The 20,615-nt window shown below is 60.9% G+C and carries 20 protein-coding genes; 12 read left to right on the forward strand and 8 right to left on the reverse strand.

Features of this window, described 5'->3' with window-relative positions:
- Positions 1–37: 37 nt before the first annotated feature.
- From znuB to LIY36_RS03400, 3 genes are read right to left on the reverse strand one after another with little or no spacing between them, the layout of a single operon-like run.
- Positions 38–826, reverse strand: coding sequence for a zinc ABC transporter permease subunit ZnuB (znuB, locus tag LIY36_RS03390; RefSeq protein WP_192298197.1), 789 nt, complete (start codon positions 824–826; stop codon positions 38–40).
- Positions 819–1,604: a zinc ABC transporter ATP-binding protein ZnuC gene (znuC, locus tag LIY36_RS03395; RefSeq protein WP_192298198.1), complete on the reverse strand. Its 786-nt coding sequence runs from the start codon at positions 1,602–1,604 to the stop codon at positions 819–821. The genes znuB and znuC overlap by 8 nt, the downstream gene beginning before the upstream one ends.
- Complete coding sequence (locus LIY36_RS03400; RefSeq protein WP_192298199.1) at positions 1,604–2,086, reverse strand: Fur family transcriptional regulator; 483 nt, start codon at positions 2,084–2,086, stop codon at positions 1,604–1,606. Before LIY36_RS03400 ends, znuC begins: the two co-directional genes overlap by 1 nt.
- Before the next feature lie 58 nt (positions 2,087–2,144).
- Here LIY36_RS03400 and LIY36_RS03405 point away from each other — a divergent pair, with 58 nt between their 5' ends.
- Positions 2,145–3,074: a zinc ABC transporter substrate-binding protein gene (locus LIY36_RS03405; RefSeq protein WP_226454798.1), complete on the forward strand. Its 930-nt coding sequence runs from the start codon at positions 2,145–2,147 to the stop codon at positions 3,072–3,074.
- Between the two features lie 228 nt (positions 3,075–3,302).
- On the opposite strand, the gene LIY36_RS03410 is transcribed toward LIY36_RS03405, so the two are convergent.
- Positions 3,303–4,256 carry a homoserine kinase gene (locus LIY36_RS03410; RefSeq protein ID WP_226454799.1) on the reverse strand — a complete coding sequence of 318 codons (954 nt, stop codon included), beginning with the start codon at positions 4,254–4,256 and terminating at the stop codon, positions 3,303–3,305.
- A gap of 56 nt (positions 4,257–4,312) precedes the next feature.
- A complete protein-coding gene (locus LIY36_RS03415; RefSeq protein ID WP_017734691.1) occupies positions 4,313–4,603 on the reverse strand; it encodes a DUF2782 domain-containing protein in 291 nt (96 codons plus the stop codon).
- 74 nt (positions 4,604–4,677) lie between these two features.
- Here LIY36_RS03415 and polA point away from each other — a divergent pair, with 74 nt between their 5' ends.
- Positions 4,678–7,464: a DNA polymerase I gene (polA, locus tag LIY36_RS03420; protein WP_226454800.1), complete on the forward strand. Its 2,787-nt coding sequence runs from the start codon at positions 4,678–4,680 to the stop codon at positions 7,462–7,464.
- Positions 7,465–7,734: 270 nt separating this feature from the next.
- On the opposite strand, the gene yihA is transcribed toward polA, so the two are convergent.
- Positions 7,735–8,376 (reverse strand): ribosome biogenesis GTP-binding protein YihA/YsxC, encoded by a 642-nt coding sequence (yihA, locus tag LIY36_RS03425; RefSeq protein ID WP_192298203.1) that lies wholly within the window; start codon positions 8,374–8,376, stop codon positions 7,735–7,737.
- Between the two features lie 192 nt (positions 8,377–8,568).
- Between yihA and LIY36_RS03430 the strand changes: the two genes are divergently transcribed.
- From LIY36_RS03430 to LIY36_RS03455, 6 genes are all read left to right on the forward strand, one after another.
- A complete protein-coding gene (locus LIY36_RS03430) occupies positions 8,569–8,871 on the forward strand; it encodes a c-type cytochrome (RefSeq protein ID WP_226454801.1) in 303 nt (100 codons plus the stop codon).
- A 34-nt stretch (positions 8,872–8,905) separates the two neighbouring features.
- On the forward strand, positions 8,906–9,511 hold the full coding sequence (locus LIY36_RS03435) for a c-type cytochrome (RefSeq protein WP_226454802.1): 606 nt from the start codon (positions 8,906–8,908) through the stop codon (positions 9,509–9,511).
- Positions 9,512–9,679: 168 nt separating this feature from the next.
- A complete protein-coding gene (gene dsbA, locus LIY36_RS03440) occupies positions 9,680–10,315 on the forward strand; it encodes a thiol:disulfide interchange protein DsbA (RefSeq protein ID WP_226454803.1) in 636 nt (211 codons plus the stop codon).
- A 10-nt stretch (positions 10,316–10,325) separates the two neighbouring features.
- A complete protein-coding gene (locus LIY36_RS03445) occupies positions 10,326–11,204 on the forward strand; it encodes an endonuclease/exonuclease/phosphatase family protein (protein ID WP_192298207.1) in 879 nt (292 codons plus the stop codon).
- A complete protein-coding gene (locus LIY36_RS03450) occupies positions 11,201–13,237 on the forward strand; it encodes a GGDEF domain-containing protein (RefSeq protein ID WP_226454804.1) in 2,037 nt (678 codons plus the stop codon). Before LIY36_RS03445 ends, LIY36_RS03450 begins: the two co-directional genes overlap by 4 nt.
- 88 nt (positions 13,238–13,325) lie before the next feature.
- Positions 13,326–14,102, forward strand: coding sequence for an N-acetylmuramoyl-L-alanine amidase (locus LIY36_RS03455; protein WP_226454805.1), 777 nt, complete (start codon positions 13,326–13,328; stop codon positions 14,100–14,102).
- Between the two features lie 80 nt (positions 14,103–14,182).
- Here LIY36_RS03455 and LIY36_RS03460 read toward each other — a convergent pair whose 3' ends face one another.
- Both LIY36_RS03460 and algB read right to left on the reverse strand, forming a co-directional pair.
- A complete protein-coding gene (locus tag LIY36_RS03460; protein ID WP_226454806.1) occupies positions 14,183–15,970 on the reverse strand; it encodes an ATP-binding protein in 1,788 nt (595 codons plus the stop codon).
- A 10-nt stretch (positions 15,971–15,980) separates the two neighbouring features.
- Positions 15,981–17,327, reverse strand: coding sequence for a sigma-54-dependent response regulator transcription factor AlgB (algB, locus tag LIY36_RS03465; RefSeq protein ID WP_192298211.1), 1,347 nt, complete (start codon positions 17,325–17,327; stop codon positions 15,981–15,983).
- A 377-nt stretch (positions 17,328–17,704) separates the two neighbouring features.
- On the opposite strand from algB, the gene LIY36_RS03470 reads away from it, so the two are divergent.
- The 4 genes from LIY36_RS03470 to gltP all read left to right on the forward strand — a co-directional run bounded on the left by LIY36_RS03470 (position 17,705) and on the right by gltP (position 20,601).
- Positions 17,705–17,989 carry a hypothetical protein gene (locus LIY36_RS03470; RefSeq protein ID WP_226454807.1) on the forward strand — a complete coding sequence of 95 codons (285 nt, stop codon included), beginning with the start codon at positions 17,705–17,707 and terminating at the stop codon, positions 17,987–17,989.
- Positions 17,990–18,060: 71 nt separating this feature from the next.
- Positions 18,061–18,225, forward strand: a complete 165-nt coding sequence (locus LIY36_RS03475; protein WP_003170804.1) for a DUF1328 domain-containing protein — start codon at positions 18,061–18,063, stop codon at positions 18,223–18,225.
- A 2-nt stretch (positions 18,226–18,227) separates the two neighbouring features.
- Positions 18,228–18,695, forward strand: a complete 468-nt coding sequence (locus LIY36_RS03480; protein WP_192298213.1) for an inhibitor of vertebrate lysozyme family protein — start codon at positions 18,228–18,230, stop codon at positions 18,693–18,695.
- Positions 18,696–19,269: 574 nt separating this feature from the next.
- Positions 19,270–20,601, forward strand: a complete 1,332-nt coding sequence (gene gltP / locus LIY36_RS03485) for a glutamate/aspartate:proton symporter GltP (RefSeq protein ID WP_226454808.1) — start codon at positions 19,270–19,272, stop codon at positions 20,599–20,601.
- Positions 20,602–20,615 lie beyond the last annotated feature (14 nt).

A 20,615-nucleotide genomic window follows, 5' to 3' on the forward strand; every position in this document is an offset into this window, starting at 1 on the left:
TCCTGCGACTCTCTATTTGCGCAAAAAGCGAGCAAGTCTACACCCCTCGACGGGGCAGGACAAAACTCAGCAGAAACAGCGCGGCGGCCGTGACCACAATCGACGGCCCGGCCGGCGTGTCCTTGAACCAGGACAACGCCAGGCCCCCGCATACCGCGAGCATCCCCAGCAGGCTGGCGCCAATCGCCATCTGCTCCGGTGAACGGGCATGGCGCTGGGCGGCGGCGGCGGGAATGATCAACAGCGATGTGATCAACAATACGCCGACAATCTTCATCGCGACAGCAATCACCACCGCGATCAACAACATCAGGGTCATGCGCAGGGCCGGCACGGGCAAACCTTCCACCGTGGCCAACTCTTCATGCACGGTGATCGCCAGCAGCGGCCGCCACAGGGCCAGCAGCAACACCAACACGGCCGCGCTGCCGCCGAGGATCCAGCCCAGGTCGGTGGTGCTGATGGCCAGCAGGTCGCCGAACAGGTAGGCCATCAGGTCGATGCGCACTTCGTGCATGAAACTCAGCACCACCAGCCCCAGGGACAAGGTGCTGGGCGCGAGGATGCCGAGCAGGGTGTCGGACGCCAGCGGCTGGCGCTGTTGCAGGGTCACCAGCAGCACCGCCAGCAGCAGGCAGCCGACGGTGACAGCGATGGTCGGGCTGACATCCAGCAGGAAGCCCATGGCCACGCCCAGGAGCGCGGCGTGGGACAACGTGTCGCCAAAATAGGCCATGCGCCGCCAGACGACGAACGAGCCCAGCGGGCCCGCCACCAACGCCAAAGCCAAGCCTGCCAGCAGGGCGTAAAGCAGAAAATCAGCCATGCTTGCAGCTATCTCCATGAACGTGGGTGTGAGGTGTCGCGGGGTCGTCGACGACTTCGCCATGTAAATCGTGGGCGTGGTCGTGATGGTGATGGTAGATCGCCAGGCTTTGCGCGTTCTTGCCGAACAGCTCGACGAACGCCGGGTCGCCACTGACTTGTTCCGGGTGGCCGGAGCAGCACACGTGGCGATTGAGGCATACCACCTGATCGGTGGTGCTCATCACCAGGTGCAGGTCGTGGGAAACCATCAGCACGCCGCAGCCATGGCGGTCGCGCAGCCGAGTGATCAGGCTGTACAGCTCGGCCTGGCCGGCGACGTCCACACCTTGTACCGGTTCATCCAGCACCAGCAGTTCCGGTTCGCGCAACAGGGCGCGGGCCAGCAGCACGCGCTGCATTTCGCCGCCGGAGATGCTTTGTACCGGGCTGTCGATCACCTGCTCGGCGCCGACTTCCTTGAGCGCGGCCTGGGCGCGAGCGCGGTCGACACCGGGGACCAGGCGCAGAAAGCGCAGCACAGACAGTGGCAGCGTCGGGTCGACGTGCAGTTTTTGCGGCATATAGCCGACACGCAGCTTGGGCTTGCGCCACACGCTGCCCGTGTCGGGCTTGAGCAGGCCGAGCACGGCGCGTACCAGGGTGGTCTTGCCGGCGCCGTTGGGGCCGATCAGAGTGACGATCTGCCCCGGTTCGACGCTCAGTGCGATGTTGTCCAGCACGTTTTGCCCGGCGAACGTGACACCGACCTGCTCCAGGCGGATTAACGCATTGCTCATCAAGCCCCCTGGCAGCCCGAGCACAGGCCGACGACTTCGACCGTCTGCCCTTCGACTTTGAAGCCTACGTCGGCAGAGCTTTTGATGATGGCGTCGCTGATGCTTTTTTGCTCAAGCTCGATGGCGGCGTGGCATTCGCGGCAGATCAGGAACTGGCCCTGGTGCGCGTGTTCCGGGTGGTTGCAGCCGACAAACGCGTTGAGCGAAGCGATGCGGTGCACCAGGCCGTTTTCCAGCAGGAAATCCAGCGCGCGGTACACGGTTGGCGGCGCGGCGCGGCGGCCGTCCTGCTCGCTGAGCACGCCAAGAATGTCATAGGCGCCCAGCGGCTTGTGGCTCTGCCACACCAGTTCCAGCACGCGGCGACGCAGGGCGGTCAGGCGCAAACCCTTCTGCGCACATAGGGTGTCGGCTTCCGACAGCGCGGTGTGTACGCAGTGAGAGTGGTCGTGGGGACGGCTGGCAAGCGGTGTTATAGGCATGAGCGGCGACAGATATTTGATAGAGACGTTATTATGTTACCCGTTCCTACGCCATTGAGTGGTCATCGTGTCCCGACTTTTTCCTGTTTTTGTCGTATTCATCACCAGTTTGTTTATCTCGGGTGCCGCCCAGGCCGAGGTCAAAGTGCTGACCAGCATCAAGCCGCTGCAGTTGATCGCCGCCGCTGTGCAGGACGGCGTGGCGGTTCCGGAGGTGTTGTTGCCGCCGGGGGCGTCGCCGCATAACTACGCGCTGCGTCCATCCGACGTACGGCGCGTGCAGTCGGTGGACCTGCTGTATTGGATCGGACCGGATATGGAGAGCTTCCTGCCTCGCGTGCTCAAAGGTCGTACCGCGCCGACGGTTGCGGTGCAGGATCTTCCAGGCATGAAATTGCGTCGTTTCGCCGAAGATAGCCACTCACACGCCGATGAAGCCGACGAGCACGACCATGATCACCGTCCAGGCAGCCTGGATGCGCACTTGTGGCTGTCCACCGTGAATGCGCGTGTGATTGCTGCACGAATGGCGTCGGACCTGGCCGCTGCCGACCCGGCGAATGCGGCGCGTTACCAGAGCAACGTCAAGGCCTTCAATGAGCGTCTGGATGCGTTGGATGCACGTTTGAAAGCGCGTCTGGCGTCGATTGGCGACAAGCCATACTTCGTTTTCCATGAAGCCTTCGATTACTTCGAAGATGCCTACGGGCTCAAGCACACCGGCGTGTTCAGCGTTGCCGCCGAAGTACAACCCGGCGCCCAGCACGTAGCGGCGATGCGTACGCGTCTGCAGGAAGTGGGCAAGACCTGCGTGTTCAGTGAGCCGCCGTTGCGTCCGCGGTTGGCGGAAACGCTGGTGACTGGCCTGCCGGTGAAGTTGGCGGAGTTGGATGCGTTGGGTGGGTACACGCCGGCTACGGCTCAGGGATATGAGCAGGTGCTGGAGAAGTTGGGGAATGATCTGGCGGGTTGCCTGGAGTCGCTCTGACAGTCAACACAAGGCCCATGTGGGAGATCTATGGTGGAGGGCAATATCTCCACCAGGGGATGGCAGTGCCTGGGCGATCTCCAGCCGAACACTCACTATCCATCAACACCAATCAACTGTGGGAGCGGGCTTGCCCGCGAAGGCGGTGTTTCAGTGCCAGATGTACTGACTGACACACCGCCTTCGCGAGCAAGCCCGCTCCCACATTTTCTTGACCGAGTTGAGCCCTTAGAGGGCGAACGGCAGTTGTATTGTGACCTGCTGGCGTTGCGCCAGGCGGTGTTCGAACTCTGCCGGGTCATGAATCAACACATCCTGACCCGCAAACGACTCAGCCGCGATCATGCGTGACAGCCAGAACCGCACGCATGCCACTCGCAACATCGTCGGCCACAATTCGGCTTCCTTCGCCGTGAATGGCCGCAGCCCCGCGTAGGCACCCAGCAATGCACGGGCGCGTTGCCCATCTATCACACCGTCCTCGTCCGAACACCAGTCGTTCAAGGCGATCGCCACGTCGTACAGCATCGGGCCGGAGCAGGCGTTGTAGAAGTCGATCAGGCCTGTCAGATGCGTGCCTTCGAACATGGCGTTATCGCGAAACAGGTCAGCATGAATGTTCGCGCGCGGCAGGGCGAGGATCTGCGCCTTGTGGGCTTCGATCTCGTCCAGTGCGTCTTGCAGCAGGCGCTGCGGTGCTGCTTCCAGGTGTGAAATAAGTTGCGCACCTTCACTGAGCATCCAATCCAGGCCGCGATCGGTTTTACGCTCCAGTACTTTGTCGCCCTGGGTGGCCAGGTGCAGATGGCCGAGCAGGTCGCCGACCTGGGCGCAATGTTGCGCGTTGGCGTCCTTGATGTGCTTGCCGGCCAGGCGCGGTTGCAGCAGCGCCGGTTTGCCTTTCAGCTCGCGCAGGGCCACGCCGTCGGTGGTGCGCAGGGCGTAAGGTACGGGCAGATCGGCGTCGTGGAGTACGTCGAGCAGTTCGATGAAGAACGGCATTTCGGCGACGGGGCCACGTTCAACCAGGGTCAGGACGAACTCGCCCTGTTCCAGGCTGATAAAGAAGTTGGTGTTTTCGCTACCGGCGGCAATTCCCTGGAAATCTAGCAGGCGGCCGAGCCCGTAAGGGGCGAGAAAGGTTTCCAGCTCGGGCCGAGCCAGGGGGGTGAACACAGACATGGTTAAAACTGCCAGTACGGGCGCCGCGGTGCGCGGCGCCAATTTAAGTTAAGAAATCATTTCCATTCGAAAATCTTCCATGACGGGATCAGCATATCCGGCTGGTCAGAGCGGATGAAGTTCGCATCGGTTCCGTCCGCGCGCACCAGGAAATACGGAGGCGCGCCCTTGGGCGTTACCTTGATCGCGTACAGGAAGCCATTTTGGCGGTATTCCTGGATGGTCTTGTCGCCTTCGGTGCGGATCGTGACCTCAGGGTCACCACCGGGGGCGCTGTCGGCTGCCGTGGCGGCCAGCGGCAGGAGTGCAATCAAGCCGGTCAACAACAAGCGATTCGCTGTACGCATGATAACCTTGTCCCTTTGTCGTCATTGGTCCGGCTATTCTAGCGCCTGACCCGCCGAAAAGGTTGATCCTGCTCATGAGCCAAGCCCCCCTCGTCCTGGTGGACGGTTCTTCATATCTGTACCGCGCCTTCCACGCGTTGCCACCGCTGACCACCTCCAAAGGCCTGCCGACCGGTGCGGTCAAGGGCGTGTTGAACATGCTCAAAAGCCTGCGCAAGCAGTACCCGGGCAGCCCATTCGCAGTGGTGTTCGACGCCAAGGGTGGGACCTTTCGCGACGACATGTACGCCGAATACAAGGCCAACCGCCCGAGCATGCCCGATGACATGCGTGTGCAGATCGAGCCGCTGCACCAGAGTGTGATCGCCCTGGGCTTCCCGTTGCTGTGTGTCGAAGGCGTCGAGGCCGATGACGTGATCGGCACCCTGGCCCGCAGCAGTGCGGCTGCCGACCGGCCGGTGGTGATTTCTACCGGCGACAAAGACATGGCTCAACTGGTCGACGGGCACATTACCTTGGTCAACACCATGACCGGTAGTTCGATGGACATCGACGGCGTAAAGGAGAAATTTGGCGTCGCTCCGGAGCAGATCATCGATTATCTGGCGTTGATGGGCGACTCGTCCGACAACATCCCGGGCGTTCCGGGTATAGGTCCGAAGACCGCTTCCGGCTTGCTGGTGGGCGTGAATGGCGGGATCAAAGAGCTTTATGAGCAGCTGGACATCGTGCCGAGCCTGCCGATCCGGGGTGCCAAGACCCTGCCGGCCAAGCTCGAAGAGCATCGGGAGATGGCGTTTCTTTCCCACCAGTTGGCGACGATCAAGTGCGATGTGCCGCTGGACGTGGGCCTGGATGACCTGCACCTGAACGAGCCGGACCGCGACAAGCTGCTGGAGCTGTACGCGCTGTTGGAGTTCAAGAGCTGGTACGACGATATTCAGCGTGATGCCAAGCGTGTCGAGCTCAAGGCCGCACCTGTTGCCGGAGATGAAGTGGTCGAGGAGGTTCCCGCTGCGCCGCTGCAAGCGTCCTACACCACCATCCGCGACCAGGCCACGTTCGATCTCTGGCTGAAAAAACTCAATGACGCGAAGTTGTTCGCTTTTGACACCGAAACCACCGGTATCGACGCCCAGCAGGCGCAACTGGTCGGGGTTTCCTTCGCTGTTCAGTCCCATGAAGCAGCCTACATCCCGCTGACTCACTCCTACATCGGTGTGCCTGAGCAACTGGATCGCGACACCGTGTTGCTGGCTCTCAAGCCGCTATTGGAAGATCCGACCAAGCTCAAGGTCGGCCAGCACGCTAAGTTCGACATGAATATCCTGGCCAACTGCGCCATTGGCGGTGACCCGGCCCACGGCATCACCGTGCGTGGCATCGCCTTCGACACCATGCTCGAATCCTACGTGCTGAACTCCACTGCGACCCGGCACGACATGGACAGCCTGGCCAAGAAGTACCTGGACTACGACACCGTCAGCTTCCAGGACATCGCCGGCAAGGGGGCCAAGCAGCTGACGTTCGACCAGATCGCACTTGAGCAGGCAGGCCCCTACGCGGCTGAAGATGCTGACGTGACCTTGCGCCTGCACCAGGCGCTGCACGCCCAACTCACCGCCATCCCGAGCCTCGCCAGCGTGCTGACCGACATCGAGATGCCGCTGGTGCCGGTACTGGCGCGTATCGAGCGCCAGGGCGCGCTGGTGGATGCGGATTTGCTTGGCGTCCAGAGCATTGAGCTGGGTAACAAGATGGTTGAGCTGGAGCGCCAGGCGTTCGAGATCGCTGGCGAGGAGTTCAACCTTGGTTCACCCAAGCAGCTCGGGGCCATTCTGTACGAAAAGCTCGGTTTGCCTGTGCTGAAAAAGACCAGCAAGGGTCAGGCGTCTACCGCCGAGGAAGTGCTGGCCAAGCTGGCCGAAGATGACTACCCGCTGCCCAAGGTGCTGATGCAGTACCGCAGCATGAGCAAGCTGAAAAGCACTTACACCGATCGCCTGCCAGAGCAGATCAACCCGCGTACCGGGCGTATCCACACGTCCTACCACCAGGCGGTGGCGGCGACCGGGCGGTTGTCGTCCAGCGATCCGAACCTGCAGAACATCCCGGTGCGTACTGCTGAAGGGCGTCGGATTCGTCAGGCGTTTGTCGCGCCAAAAGGCTACAAGCTGCTGGCGGCGGACTACTCGCAGATCGAACTGCGGATCATGGCGCACCTGTCCAAGGACGAAGGCTTGATGAATGCCTTCCGCGATAACCTGGATGTGCACACGGCCACTGCGGCCGAAGTGTTCAAGGTTGAGCTGGGTGAGGTCACGTCCGACCAGCGCCGCAGCGCCAAGGCGATCAACTTCGGCCTGATCTATGGGATGGGGGCGCAGAAGCTCGGCAAGGACATTGGTGTGGATACCAAGACCGCCAAGGCTTACATCGACGTGTACTTCGCCCGCTACCCCGGGGTTCGCGAGTACATGGAGCGCACCCGCGCCCAGGCTGCCGACCAAGGCTATGTCGAGACCTTCTTCGGCCGCCGCTTGTATTTGCCGGACATCAACTCCAACAAACCCCAGGAGCGTGCCGCGGCGGAACGCACGGCGATCAACGCGCCGATGCAGGGCACGGCCGCTGACATCATCAAGAAAGCCATGGTGCTGGTAGACAACTGGCTGGCCGACTCGGGCCTGGATGCCAAGGTAATCCTGCAGGTGCACGATGAATTGGTACTGGAGGTGCGTGAGGATCTGGTCGCCGAAGTCAGCGAGAAAATTCGCCAGCACATGAGTGCTGCGGCGCAGTTGGATGTGCCGCTGCTGGTGGAGGTGGGTGTGGGCAATAACTGGGACGAAGCGCACTGATTTGCACGGCCTTGCCACCACAAGCCGTGGTGGCAGAGTGCTTTAGATCAGATATTGCCGTTAGTTATTTCCAATAGTTTTTCGCACCGGCCGGAACTTAACCCGTGAAGTGCCACTCAGAGTTACTGAATGGGTGGTGAAGCCCTTCAATGCTCCTATGTTGTGTTAAGTGTTGGCAGATATCTGGACCCCGCCCTAGCGGTCCGGAACTTGAACCCCGAACTTCCCCTCCCCATACGAAGTCCGGGGTTTTTTTTGCCCGCAGGAAAGTTACTCGGCGATTTCAGCGCCTTTGTCGGCCAATTCCATCCAGCCGGCCAGCACGGTGTAGGCCTCTTCCAGGCCCATGCGTTTAGGCGCCGAGAACAGCTGGATAGTGATCGCGTCACCCCAACCCTTGCGGATTTCCGCCTGCACTTTGAGCAGGGTGTTCTTGGCTGCGCCATAGGTCAGCTTGTCGGCCTTGGTCAGCAGGATATGCATCGGCATGCCGCTGGCCACGGCCCAGTCGAGCATCAACAGGTCGAAGTCGGTCATTGGATGACGGATGTCCATCATCAGGATCAGACCCTTCAAACTCTCGCGGCCACCCAGGTAAGCCTCCAGGTGACGCTGCCAGTGCAGCTTCAACGGGATAGGTACTTTCGCGTAACCGTAGCCCGGCAGGTCGACCAGACGCCGATCATCGTCTAGCTTGAAGAAATTGAGAAGTTGCGTGCGCCCCGGGGTTTTCGACGTACGTGCCAGGCTGGCGTGGGTCAGGGTGTTCAGCGCGCTGGATTTACCGGCGTTGGAACGGCCGGCAAAAGCAACTTCAAAGCCTTCGTCATCGGGGCATTGGTCAACTTTGGCGGCGCTGAGCATGAACGTGGACTGTTGGCACAGACCGAGGATGGGATTCTTGAGTTGCATGAGGTTTCCGATGTGGGCGATGCCGAGAAAGGGTGCGGCAAGCGGTGTCGTTTCCGTTTCAGTAGCGCCAGTATATAATGCCGCAGATTTTGTGTGTGCTTTGTCCCAGCGAAGGATGAGGTTCACGGGAGCGATAGACCTTTATTGCGCATTAGAACGCAAAACGCTCTCAAGCCCTGAAATGGTCGACGTATGACCAGATGGTTGCTCGCTTTTGGTGTCCTGGTTCCGCTTTACGGCGCTCAGGCTACACAGGATCCGGAGGCGGTGTACAACCGAGTTTGCGTGGCTTGCCATGCCGGCCAACTGCCCAACGCCCCCAAACGGGGTGATCAGGCAGCCTGGGCGCCAAGACTGGCGCAGGGCATGGACACGCTGGTGCAGCGCGTGACCCAGGGTTTCAAGGCAATGCCGCCGCGTGGTTTGTGCATGGACTGCAGTACTGAGGATTACCAGGCCGTCATTCATTTGATGGTGAGTAAACCCGGTAGATAACTCTTAAACCCCTTAGCCGTAGTTGGATTAGCTGATGAACAAACTGATCGTGAGTCTGCTGTTGACCCTGGGCATCACTGGTGTTGCCCATGCTGCAGGCGACGCTACAGCGGGCCAGGCGAAAGCCGCCGTGTGTGGTGCTTGCCACGGACCGGATGGCAACAGCCCGGCGCCGAACTTCCCTAAACTGGCCGGCCAGGGTGAACGCTACCTGACCAAGCAGATGCACGACATCAAGGATGGCAAGCGCACGGTGCTGGAAATGACCGGCTTGCTGACCAACCTCAGCGATCAGGACCTGGCAGACATTGCGGCATATTTTGCCAGCCAGAAAGGCAGCGTGGGAGCGGCCGATCCGAAGCAGGTCGCCCGTGGCGAAGAACTGTTCCGCGGCGGCAACCTGGAAAAAGGCATGCCTTCGTGCATCGGTTGCCACTCGCCCAATGGCGCAGGCCTCGCCGCTGCAGGCTTCCCGCACTTGAGTGGGCAGCATGCACAGTACGTTGCCAAACAGCTGACGGACTTCCGTGAAGGTAATCGCGTCAACGATGGCGACACCAAAATCATGCAAAGTATCGCCGGCAAGTTGAGCAACAAGGACATCGAAGCGGTGTCGCAGTACATTCAGGGCCTGCACTGATCCAGGCGCTACGTTAACGCTCGATTAATCCGTCGATGCAAGCATAAAAAGGGTGGCCCAGGCCGCCCTTTTTTGTGGTCGGTGCCGTTACACTAACGAACTCATGTCCGCGTAGACCTGTCACAACAAAGGTCGCGTGAGGCGACTTTATTTGTCCAGGAGTAAAGCATGCGTAATCTGATCCTCAGCGCCGCTCTCATCACTGCCAGCCTCTTCGGCATGACCGCGCAAGCTGCCGATGTGCCGCTTGAAGCCGGTAAAACCTATGTTGAATTGACCAACCCCGTACCTGTTTCGGTACCTGGCAAGATCGAAGTGGTGGAGCTGTTCTGGTACGGCTGCCCGCATTGCTACGCTTTTGAGCCGACCATCAATCCATGGGCCGAAAAACTGCCTTCAGACGTAAATTTCAAACGCATTCCGGCCATGTTCGGCGGCCCATGGGATGCCCACGGCCAATTGTTCCTGACCCTGGAAGCCATGGGCGTGGAGCACAAGGTCCACAACGCGGTATTCGATGCCATCCAGAAACAAGGCAAGCGCCTGACCAAGTCAGACGAAATGGCTGATTTCGTCGCCACCCAAGGTGTCGACAAGGACAAGTTCCTGGCTACCTTCAACTCCTTCGCCATCCAGGGCCAGATCAAACAGGCCAAAGAACTGGCGCAGAAGTATGGCGTGCAAGGTGTACCGACCCTGATCGTCAACGGCAAATACCGCTTTGACCTGGGTACTGCCGGTGGTCCTGAAGCTGTCCTCAATGTCGCCGACCAGCTGATCGCCAAAGAGCGCGCAGCCAAGTAAGGGGCTCGCCATGCGCCGCTGGGGTACTGAACGCGTTGTTGGCCTGCATGATCCGCAGGTCAACGAGCATCACCTGGAATCCACGGGCCTGCCGGCAGACAGCCGGCTGCGTCTGCTCAGCTTCAATATCCAGGTAGGTATCAGTACCGAGAAGTACCGGCACTACCTCACCCGTGGCTGGCAGCACCTGCTGCCCCATAATGGGCGCGCCGGCAATCTGCAGAAAATCGGCAACCTGCTGAGCGACTTCGACTTGGTCGCCTTGCAGGAAGCTGACGGCGGCAGCCTGCGCTCCGGCTACATCAACCAGGTTGAACACCTGGCCCAGCTCGGGGCGTTCCCGTACTGGTATCAACAACTCAATCGCAACCTCGGGCGCCTGGCGCAGCACAGCAATGGCGTGCTCAGCCGCTTGAGGCCGTGGGCGATCGAAGATCACCCGCTGCCTGGCCCCAAGGGCCGTGGCGCGATCCTCGTGCGCTTCGGCGAAGGCCCTGAAGCCCTGGTAGTGGTGATGATGCATCTGGCGCTGGGCGCACGCACCCGCACGATGCAACTGGCCTACATCCGCGAGCTGATCGGCAATTACAAACACCAAGTGCTGATGGGGGACATGAACACCCACGCCAGCGACTTGCTGAACAATTCCCCGCTGCGGGACCTCGGGCTACTGGCGCCGCAAGTCGAAGCCACGTTTCCCAGCTGGCGCCCGCAACGTTGTCTGGACCATATCCTGCTCAGCCCGACCCTCACGCTCGAAAGCGTGCAGGTACTGGCGCAGCCCATCTCCGATCACCTGCCGGTCGCGGTAGAGATTCGTCTGCCGGGTTCGCTCACGGCTGATGCATTGCCCGCGTTGAGCCCTGGCCCCCGCGGACCCCTTGCATGAGCGACGACGCCCAGCGCTGGAAAGAAAAATACCTGCTAAGCGTCGAACAACAAGAAAAGCTCGAGCGCCGTTGGGCCGCTCGCCTCGACTTGTTGCGTCGAGGGCTGGTGCGCAGCACGCTGGCGGCTGAAGGGACCGACCGTGCGGTCGACCAATGCATGAAGGAAATGCGCGACGTGGTGCGCACCGACGACATGGACGCCGCCCTCGCTGCCCTGTTGCCGCGCCTGGAAAAGGCCGTGCTGGATTCCGAGCAGCGCCGCGAAACCCGTGTCGACCAGATGAGTACCGCGTTGGCCTCCCTGGTCGCGCAGTTGCAGAAACTGCCACTGCCCCGTGAGGTCGCGCGCCCGCTGAAGACCTTCGCCAAGCAATTGGACGGCCGTGTGAGCCAGGCCCGCGAGATCCCGTTGCTGCTCAGCGAGTTGAGCAGCCTGCAAGGGCAGGCGCTGGAAAACCTGGAGCCGGATGGCGAAACCCCACGCCCGGGGCCAGGACTGTTGCAACGTTTGTTTGGTGGCAAGGAGGTTGCCAGTGAGGCGCAGGTGAGTGAGCCTGTGCCGGTTGCCGCGCCGCAGCCGCAGCCGCAGCCGCAGCCTGCCGCCGCCAAGCCCGTGCCCGTGCCCGAGCAGCCCGCGCAGTCTGATGAGTTGGCCGAGGCACTGCGGGCTTTTGCGCCACTTGCGCCGGCTGCACCCGAGCCCGCGCCATTGCCGCCCGCCCCTGTGCAGGCAGTCGCCAGCCCAGCGGTTGCAGCCGCAGCACCGCTACCCGCTGCCGCGGTGCCAGAGCCCAAGACGCCTGCGCCCGAAGAGGCTGCCCCGCAGAGCGCACTCGCCACCTTTGTCCAAGCGCCATCGGTGCCCGTCGATACCCCGGCGCTCACCGTCATCGGCAGCCTGTCGCTGCCGCCGGTGCTCGAGCGTGCCGACCCCGACGAGCTGCAATCGGACGGTATCTACGCCCTGCCCGATTCGCCCGAGCCGTCCTACAGCTCCGTGGCCAAACATATCGAAGACACCCTGCTCGGCCTGCTCGAGGACCTGTCGCTGCCCGAACGCCACCGGCCCCAGGCCGAAGCCATGCGTGAACGCCTTGCCCATGGCTTGAACTGGTACGAACTGCTGCCAATCCTCGATGACCTGGCGGTGTTGATGCTGGCGATCACCGACAGCGGCCAGCACGAGTTCGAGGCTTATCTCAAGCAGCTCAACGAACGCCTCGAAGCGTTCCAGGGGCATCTGCAAGTGGCCAGCGATGGTCATGCAGATAGCCGCGACGCTGCCCGCGAGCTGGATACGCAGATCCGCGAACAAGTCGATGGCCTGCAAAGCAGCGTCCAGGACGCGGCCGACCTCGACAGTCTCAAGCACGTGCTGGAAAGCCATCTTGAAGGCTTGCTCGGCACCATGGACCAGCACCAGCAGCAGCGCGACCAGCGTGAGCAGGAGGTCGCGGCGCGTTTGAAAGGCCTTGCCGAGCGTGTTGCGAGCATGGAACAGGAAGCCCAGGGCTATCGCGAGCACCTGGAGGTGCAACGCCAGAAAGCCCTGATCGACCCGCTCACCGGGCTGCCCAACCGTGCGGCCTGGAGTGAACGCCTCGACCATGAGGTCAATGCCTGGCACCAGCAGGGCAACAGCCTGTCGCTGGCCATGCTCGACCTGGATCACTTCAAGCGGATCAACGACGGTTACGGCCATTTGGCCGGCGACAAAGTGCTGAAAATCATCGCCAATGTGCTGCGCAAGCGTCTGCGCTCGAGCGATTTTATCGCGCGGTTTGGCGGTGAAGAGTTTGTGTTGCTGATGCCCAACTCATCGCTGACGGACGCGCTGGCGGCTGGCGAGGTGTTGCGCGCGGCCATCGAGGCGTGCCCGTTCCACTTCAAAGGCGAGCCGGTGACGATCACGGTATCCATGGGCGTGGCGCAGTTCCTGCCAGGTGAGCGCAGTGACCTGGCGCTCAAGCGCGCCGATGCAGCGTTGTACCGGGCCAAGGCGGCGGGGCGCAACCAAGTGCAGGCGGCGTAAAAGATGTTCCATTTTGTGATTTGACCGTCTGGTTGCAGTCGGTACGTTACACTGTTGCATTATCGTCTTCAGCGTACTGCCTTCTGCCATGAAATCCTTATCCATCGCCTTTGTGTTTCTCCTGATCGCCGGCTGCGCCAGTGGCCCGCGCCTGGACACCAGCCATCCATCGTCGAACCACGACAACCGCGTGCAGTTCGTGATCGTCCACTACACCTCCACCGACCTTGAGCGCTCCCTGGCGCTGCTGACCCACGGCCAGGTCAGCAGCCATTATCTGATCGGCGATGACGCCTCAGGCAGGATCTACAAGCTGGTGGATGAGAGCCAGCGCGCCTGGCACGCCGGGGAAAGCGAGTGGATGGGGCGCACCTGGCTCAACTCCAGCTCCATCGGCATCGAAATCGTCAACCCAGGCTATCGCGACACGCCGACGGGGCGCGTGTGGTATCCGTATTCCGAAGCGCAGGTGCAGTCGCTGGTGGTGTTGCTCAAGGACATCAGCAAGCGCAACGGTATCGACCCGAAGAACATCATCGGTCACAGCGACATTGCCCCGCTGCGCAAACTGGACCCGGGCCCGCTGTTCCCGTGGAAGCGCCTGGCCGAGCAAGGCCTGGGGGTATGGCCGGACGCCCAGGCGGTAGCGCGGTTCCATGTGCAATATGCCGCTGAGCTGCCAAGCATCATCTGGTTCCAGCAGGAGCTGGCACGTCTGGGCTACCAGACACCGCAGACCGGCGAGCTGGACGTGGCCACGCGCCATGTGATCGCAGCGTTCCAGATGCACTTCCGTCCGGCATTGTTTGATGGCACTCCCGATGCCGAGAGTGCCGCGATCCTGCGGGCGCTGAACCGCCGCTAATCCGTGGCGAGCGGGTTTGCTGCGGCAATGCAGCTTCTTGTGGCGAGGGAGCTTGCTGTGGCCAACCCCCTCGCCACAGGCTACAGCGGCAGTGCCATATAGAACTGCGTCCCCTGCCCCGGCCGCGAATACACACCCATGCGGCCACCGTGCAGTTGCACGATCTCCTTGCACAGCGCCAGCCCCAGGCCGGCACCGCCTTTCTTGCGGCCGACCTGCACGAACGGCTCGAAAATGCGCCCTTGCTGGCCATAGGCGATCCCCTCGCCGTTATCCTCGACGCTGATAATCACTCGCTCCCCATGGCGTCGCGCCTGTAGGCGAATCTGCCCACCTTCGGCGGTATGGCGCAGGGCGTTGGCCAGTAGGTTGTCGAGTACACGCTCCAGTTGCGGCTGGTCGGCGTACAGGCGTGGCAGGTCGGGTTGGGCTTCTACCAGCAGTTCGATTTTTTGAGCATTGGCCGGTTCGGTGAACCGTCCACGGGCGTGTTCCAGCAGATCGGTCACGTCGCACGGCCCCAGGGTGAGTTTTTGCAGGCCGTTCTGGTAGCGCGAGAAGTTGAGCAAGTCGTTGATCAACTGCATCAGGCGCTGCATTTCTTCGTTGACCGTATCCAGCAGGTCCGCTTCGCGGGACTCCGCCGGAAATTTCGCGCGCTCGCGAAATAGCCCGAAAGCCATGTGCATGCCGGTCACCGGAGTGCGCAGCTCATGGGAGGCACGCAACACAAACTCGCTGCGCACGCGTTCGAAGGCGCGCTGCTCAGTGACGTCATGCAGCACCATGACCGCGCCAAGGATATGCCCCTGGGTATGGCTCACCGGCGTGAGGCTATAGGTCAGGAGGCGCAGTTCACCCTCGACTTCCACTTCCAGGTCATCCGGTGCGCGCTCCAGGTTGCCGCCGCGCAGCACCAATTGCAGTTGTTCATCCAGCTCGGGGCGCATCAAGGCTTCACCCAGGCCCTGGCCGAGGCGTTCCTCATCCCAACCCAGTTGGCGCTGTGCCACCGGGTTGAGGTGCTCCAGACGGCCTTGGCGGTCGATCATCAGCAGGCCGTCGTCAATGCTGTCGAGTACCGCCTGCAGACGCTGCTGGCCGGCGAGCAGTTCGTCGACATTGGTTGCCTGGTGCTGGCGCAACGCCTCGGCCATGATGCCGAAACGCCGTGTCAGCTGGTTCATCTCGGCTGCTGAGGAAATCGGCAGTGTCACCTCGAAATCACCCTGGCCGATCTTGTCCGCCGCCTTGGCCAGCGCTTCAATCGGTCCGCCAAATCGCCGGGCGATACCGTGGGCGGTGACAAAACCGATGATCAGCACCGCCAGCCCCACCAGCCCCAGCAGGCCGGCGATGAGCAAGGCGCGCTCGCGGGATTTGTGTTCGCTGGTGCTGATGTTTTCAAGGGCCTGCTTGTGTTCGACGATCAGGCCGTTGCGCAGCACATTGAAGGTTTCGGTGAGTTTTTCCTTGCTGCCCGGCGGTGGCGAGGCTTGCTGGAACTGGTCAAACGCGTCCAGCAGATTCTGGTAATCGCTCCGGGCCTGGACGAAGCCCGTGCCTTGTCCGTTGCGCTGTTCGTGGGCGACGCCCTGGTCCAGCAGCTCGAAGTAGTGCTGCTTCGACGCTTGCAGGGCCACGGGGTCGGGACGCTGCTCCAGCATCATGATCAGTTGGTCGCCAAGGCTCTGGCGCAGCTTGAGACCCAAGTCCAGGGTGATGAAGTTGCTGCGGATCAGCGACTCCTGGGTCTTGGCCATTTGCATGACGCTGACCAGGCCGAGGATCAAGCCCAGCAGGGCGACGGTGATCAGCGCTGAGATACTCAGGAACAAGCGAGTACGCAGCTTCATCGCTAACTTCATAAGGTGCAGCTCACAGGTTGTACTGTTTGCGTTTGCGGTACAGGGTCGACGCGTCGATGCCGAGGGTGCGGGCCGCTTGGTCCAGGGTGTCGCTGGTGGCCAGCACAGCGCCGATGTGGGCCTTCTCCAGCTCGTCCAGGCTCAGTGCCGCGCCGATGCGCGGGGCATTGTTGGTTGGTTGCTCGGCCATGCCGAGGTGGCTGATCTCGACCTTCTCCTGCGGGCAGATGATGCTCGCACGCTCCACAACGTTGCGCAGCTCACGGATATTGCCCGGCCAGCGATAGTTGAGCAGTGCTTCGCGTGCTTCGTCGCTGAAGCCGCGTGCCGGACGCGCGTATTCCTTGACGAAGCGCGCCAGGAAGCGGTCGGCCAGGGTCAGGATGTCTTCGCTGCGCTCGCGCAATGGCGGCAGGTGCAAGGTGATGACGTTGAGGCGGTACAGCAGGTCCTCACGGAAGCGGCCGTCGCGCACCATGTCCTCCAGGTTCAGGTTGGTGGCGGCGAGGATGCGCACATCGGCGCGGCGGGTGACCGGGTCGCCGACGCGCTCGTATTCCTTGTCCTGGATGAATCGCAATAATTTTGGTTGCAACGTGAGCGGAAAATCGCCGATCTCGTCGAGAAACAGCGTGCCACCGTCGGCCTGGTTGACCCGCCCCAATGTGCTTTCACTCGCGCCGGTGAATGCGCCGCGGCTGTGGCCGAACAATTCGCTTTCCATCAGCTCCGCCGTCAGCGACGGGCAGTTGATGGTCACGCAGGATTTCTTCGCGCGTTTGCTCCAGCCGTGGATGGCCCGGGCCAATTCACCTTTACCCGTGCCGGACTCGCCGAGGATCAGGATATTGGCGTCGGTCCCGGCGACTTGGCGCGCGGTTTCCAGCACGACCATCATGGCCGGGCTATGGGAATCGAGGCCGTCTTTGGGCTGGCGCACTGCGCCTTCCAGCGCTTCCAGGCGCGCGGACAATTGGCGCACTTCCAGTTGTTTGGCTGTGGCCAGGCGCAACTGGTCCGGGCTGCACGGTTTGACCAGATAGTCCGCCGCGCCTGCCTGGATCGCATCCACGGCAGTATCCACGGCGGAATGCGCGGTGACGATCACCACGCGCATCCATGGCGCCTGGATGCGCATTTGGGCCAGCACATCGAGGCCGTTGTCTTCACCCAGGCGCAGGTCGAGGAAGCACAGATCGAACACCTGGCGTTGCATCAGGGTATCGGCCTGGGCGGCGCTGTTGGCAGTGGCGACGGTGTAGCCTTCATCTTCCAGGCAATAACGGAAGGTGCGGAGGATCGCGGATTCGTCATCCACTAAAAGAATGCGGCCTTGAAGTTCCTTGGCTGATTCCATCTGTCCCGCGCTCCTTAACTATGAATGATGGTGATTAGTCCCGGAATAATCGGGCAAGTTGCATGGTTTATTCTGATCGATAAAAGGAGGTGCCGTGCAGGTATCTGCGCTGCTTCCTACAAAGCCCTGCCTGATGGCGTTTTCATGCCGTCTTGCCACTTCGGCAACTCACCGACAGCTTTCTATCCATTGATCCGACCGCTGGTGATCGTGCAATTCGCACGGCTCCCTTGGGGGCATCGTGCAGGATGCTGTGCCAACCAGCCTTGTCGTATATATAACTCATTGATTTTATTGAGTTTTATTTTGTAAAAAAACTGGCATGCGCCCTGCAATACCTCTCCCAACGAATAATCAGAATGCGGGAGAACATCAGCATGACTCGCCAAAGCCTCAGCCAATTGCATGTATCGCCACTGCGCTTGCAGCAAGGTCTGTTTGCCAGCCTGGCCCTGATGGTCACGCTGATTGGCGGCCAGCAGATGCAGCATTGGCAGCAGAGTCAGCAACAAGCCCCGCACTTCGAGCGTCCGCTCATGACGCAGACCCATTTCAGTTCCATCAGCAGCGTTTCCGCCGGTGTAACCGCACCCCAATTGAGAGTGGCTGACCAGGATTCGACCCCTGGCGAGCTGCCTACCCAAGAGCGTTGGGTGTTTTAGGCAATACATACGCTCGCTCACCTTGAGCGTCCGTACCGCACGACCTCTATAAAAGCGTAAGGAGAATCACCATGTTGAGTTGGGCAATCACGTTTCTGATCATCGCCATTGTGGCTGCAGTCCTGGGCTTCGGTGGTATCGCGGGCACCGCCACGGGGATCGCCAAGATCCTGTTTGTTGTCTTCCTGGTGATGTTCATCGCTTCGTTCTTCTTTGGTCGTCGCGGCCGAGGCTGAAAATGACCACTTTGTCCTTTAAAACCCTGGCTGCCGCCCTGCTCTTGGGCGGTAGCGGCTTGGTGATGGCCGCCAATGACGGCCAATCCCGCGCCAACGAATTGCTCGCGGCGGACCCGCAATACCGCGAAACCTGGCAAGGCGTGGTGAAGAAAGAAGAGCGTCTGCCGGAGTGGGTGCTGAACCTGTCGGGCACGGCCGAGCAAATGAATGCCGTGCAGGAAGACGGGGACAAATACCTGGTCGGGCCGCTCTGCGAAACGGCCGACACTTGTCTGAAGAAGCGTCTGATCGTTGCCTTCAGCCTCGACAAGGAAGATGCCTACGCCCTGTTGGTGGAAGTCCCGGCCGGTTTGCCGGCGGACAAGTCGCCAACGCGGCACGCCGACTACCGTTTTATCGGTAAGCCGGACGAAGGCATGCAGAAGCTGTTGATGGAGCAGTTGAAGAAAGATCCGAATTGGTACTAGACCCTGTCTGGCGAGCCGAGTCAGGTTGCAAAGCGTCGACGCAGGTTCACAAGCTCACGGCTTGCTGAACTTGCGACGGGCTTGTGACGTTCATCCCCTGTCTCTCATGCCGCTCGTAGTCGCAAATTTCCTTTTCGCCCGACTCCAACCATTACTTGGTGTGTCGGCGTGACCATCTATCGATAAAATTTGCTTGGTGCCATAGGTCATTTCTGACATGGCCCCCGCGTAATCCCAGGTATTTCTGCCATCCCTTCCAAGTTGTCCTGAATCTCTGAGCGAGCCGGGTTTGGCAGGTTCACGGCATATTCAACGGGCAATTTGTCGCATTTGAACTGACCGTTCGGACAGTTATTATGAAAAAAAGCCATGCCGATTCGGCATGGGGTAGGCGTTTACGGCATTAGACGCCGCTCCCTTGCATCGGAATAGTTGCGCCTTTTTTCGCCTGCCAGTAAGCCATTTCGGCCACGCTGCGGTGACCTTTCATGGAGGCAGATGCTCACACTTTTTCGCTTTCGAGCGTTGCGGCTGGCGCATTTGCCTTGAGTTCACTTGAAGTAAGGGTAATGACATGAAGAAGGCAAAGCTAAGCCTCGCCTGGCAGATCCTCATCGGTTTGGTATTGGGGATCGCGATCGGTGCAGTGCTCAACCATTTCAGTGCTGAAAAGGCCTGGTGGATCAGCAATGTGTTGCAGCCAGCGGGCGATATCTTTATTCGCCTGATCAAGATGATCGTGATCCCGATTGTGATTTCCTCGCTGATCGTCGGCATTGCCGGTGTCGGTGACGCGAAGAAGCTCGGGCGTATCGGCGTCAAAACCATCCTTTACTTCGAAATTGTCACGACCATCGCCATCGTGGTCGGGCTGCTGCTGGCCAACGTGTTCCATCCGGGTGCCGGCATCGACATGAGTACCCTGGGTACGGTCGATATTTCCAAATACCAGGCCACGGCTGCCGAAGTGCAGCACGAGCATGCGTTCATCCAGACCATCCTCAACCTGATTCCGTCGAACATCTTCGCCGCCGTCGCCCGTGGCGAAATGCTGCCGATCATCTTCTTCTCGGTGCTGTTCGGCCTGGGCCTGTCGAGCCTCAAGCCTGAACTGCGCGAGCCGCTGGTGACCATGTTCCAGGGCGTGTCCGAGAGCATGTTCAAAGTCACCCACATGATCATGAAGTACGCGCCTATCGGCGTATTCGCACTGATCGCGGTGACTGTCGCCAACTTCGGCTTCGCCTCGCTGCTGCCGCTGGCCAAGCTGGTGATCCTGGTTTACGTCGCCATCCTGTTCTTCGCCTTTGTAATCCTCGGCCTGATCGCCCGCCTGTTCGGCTTCTCGGTGATCAAGCTGATGCGCATCTTCAAGGATGAGCTGGTGCTGGCCTACTCCACCGCCAGCTCCGAGACGGTACTGCCGCGTGTGATCGAGAAGATGGAAGCCTACGGCGCGCCAAAAGCGATCTGCAGCTTCGTGGTGCCGACCGGCTACTCGTTCAACCTCGACGGTTCGACCCTGTACCAGAGCATCGCGGCGATCTTTATCGCCCAGCTGTATGGCATCGACCTGTCGGTCGGCCAGCAACTGATGCTGGTACTGACCCTGATGGTCACCTCCAAAGGCATCGCCGGTGTGCCGGGCGTGTCCTTCGTGGTGCTGCTGGCGACCTTGGGCAGCGTGGGTATTCCGCTGGAAGGCCTGGCGTTCATCGCCGGTGTCGACCGCATCATGGACATGGCGCGTACCGCCCTGAACGTGATCGGCAACGCCCTGGCCGTGTTGGTCATCGCGCGTTGGGAAGGCATGTACGACGACGCCAAAGGCGAGCGCTACTGGAATTCCCTGCCGCACTGGCGCAGCAAGGACGCGGCTCCGGCTGCCCAGGCGACTCGCAGCTGATAGCGCGAGCGCTA

It is taken from the genome of Pseudomonas sp. AF03-9, assembly GCF_020515815.1.
Taxonomy (GTDB): Bacteria; Pseudomonadota; Gammaproteobacteria; order Pseudomonadales; family Pseudomonadaceae; genus Aquipseudomonas.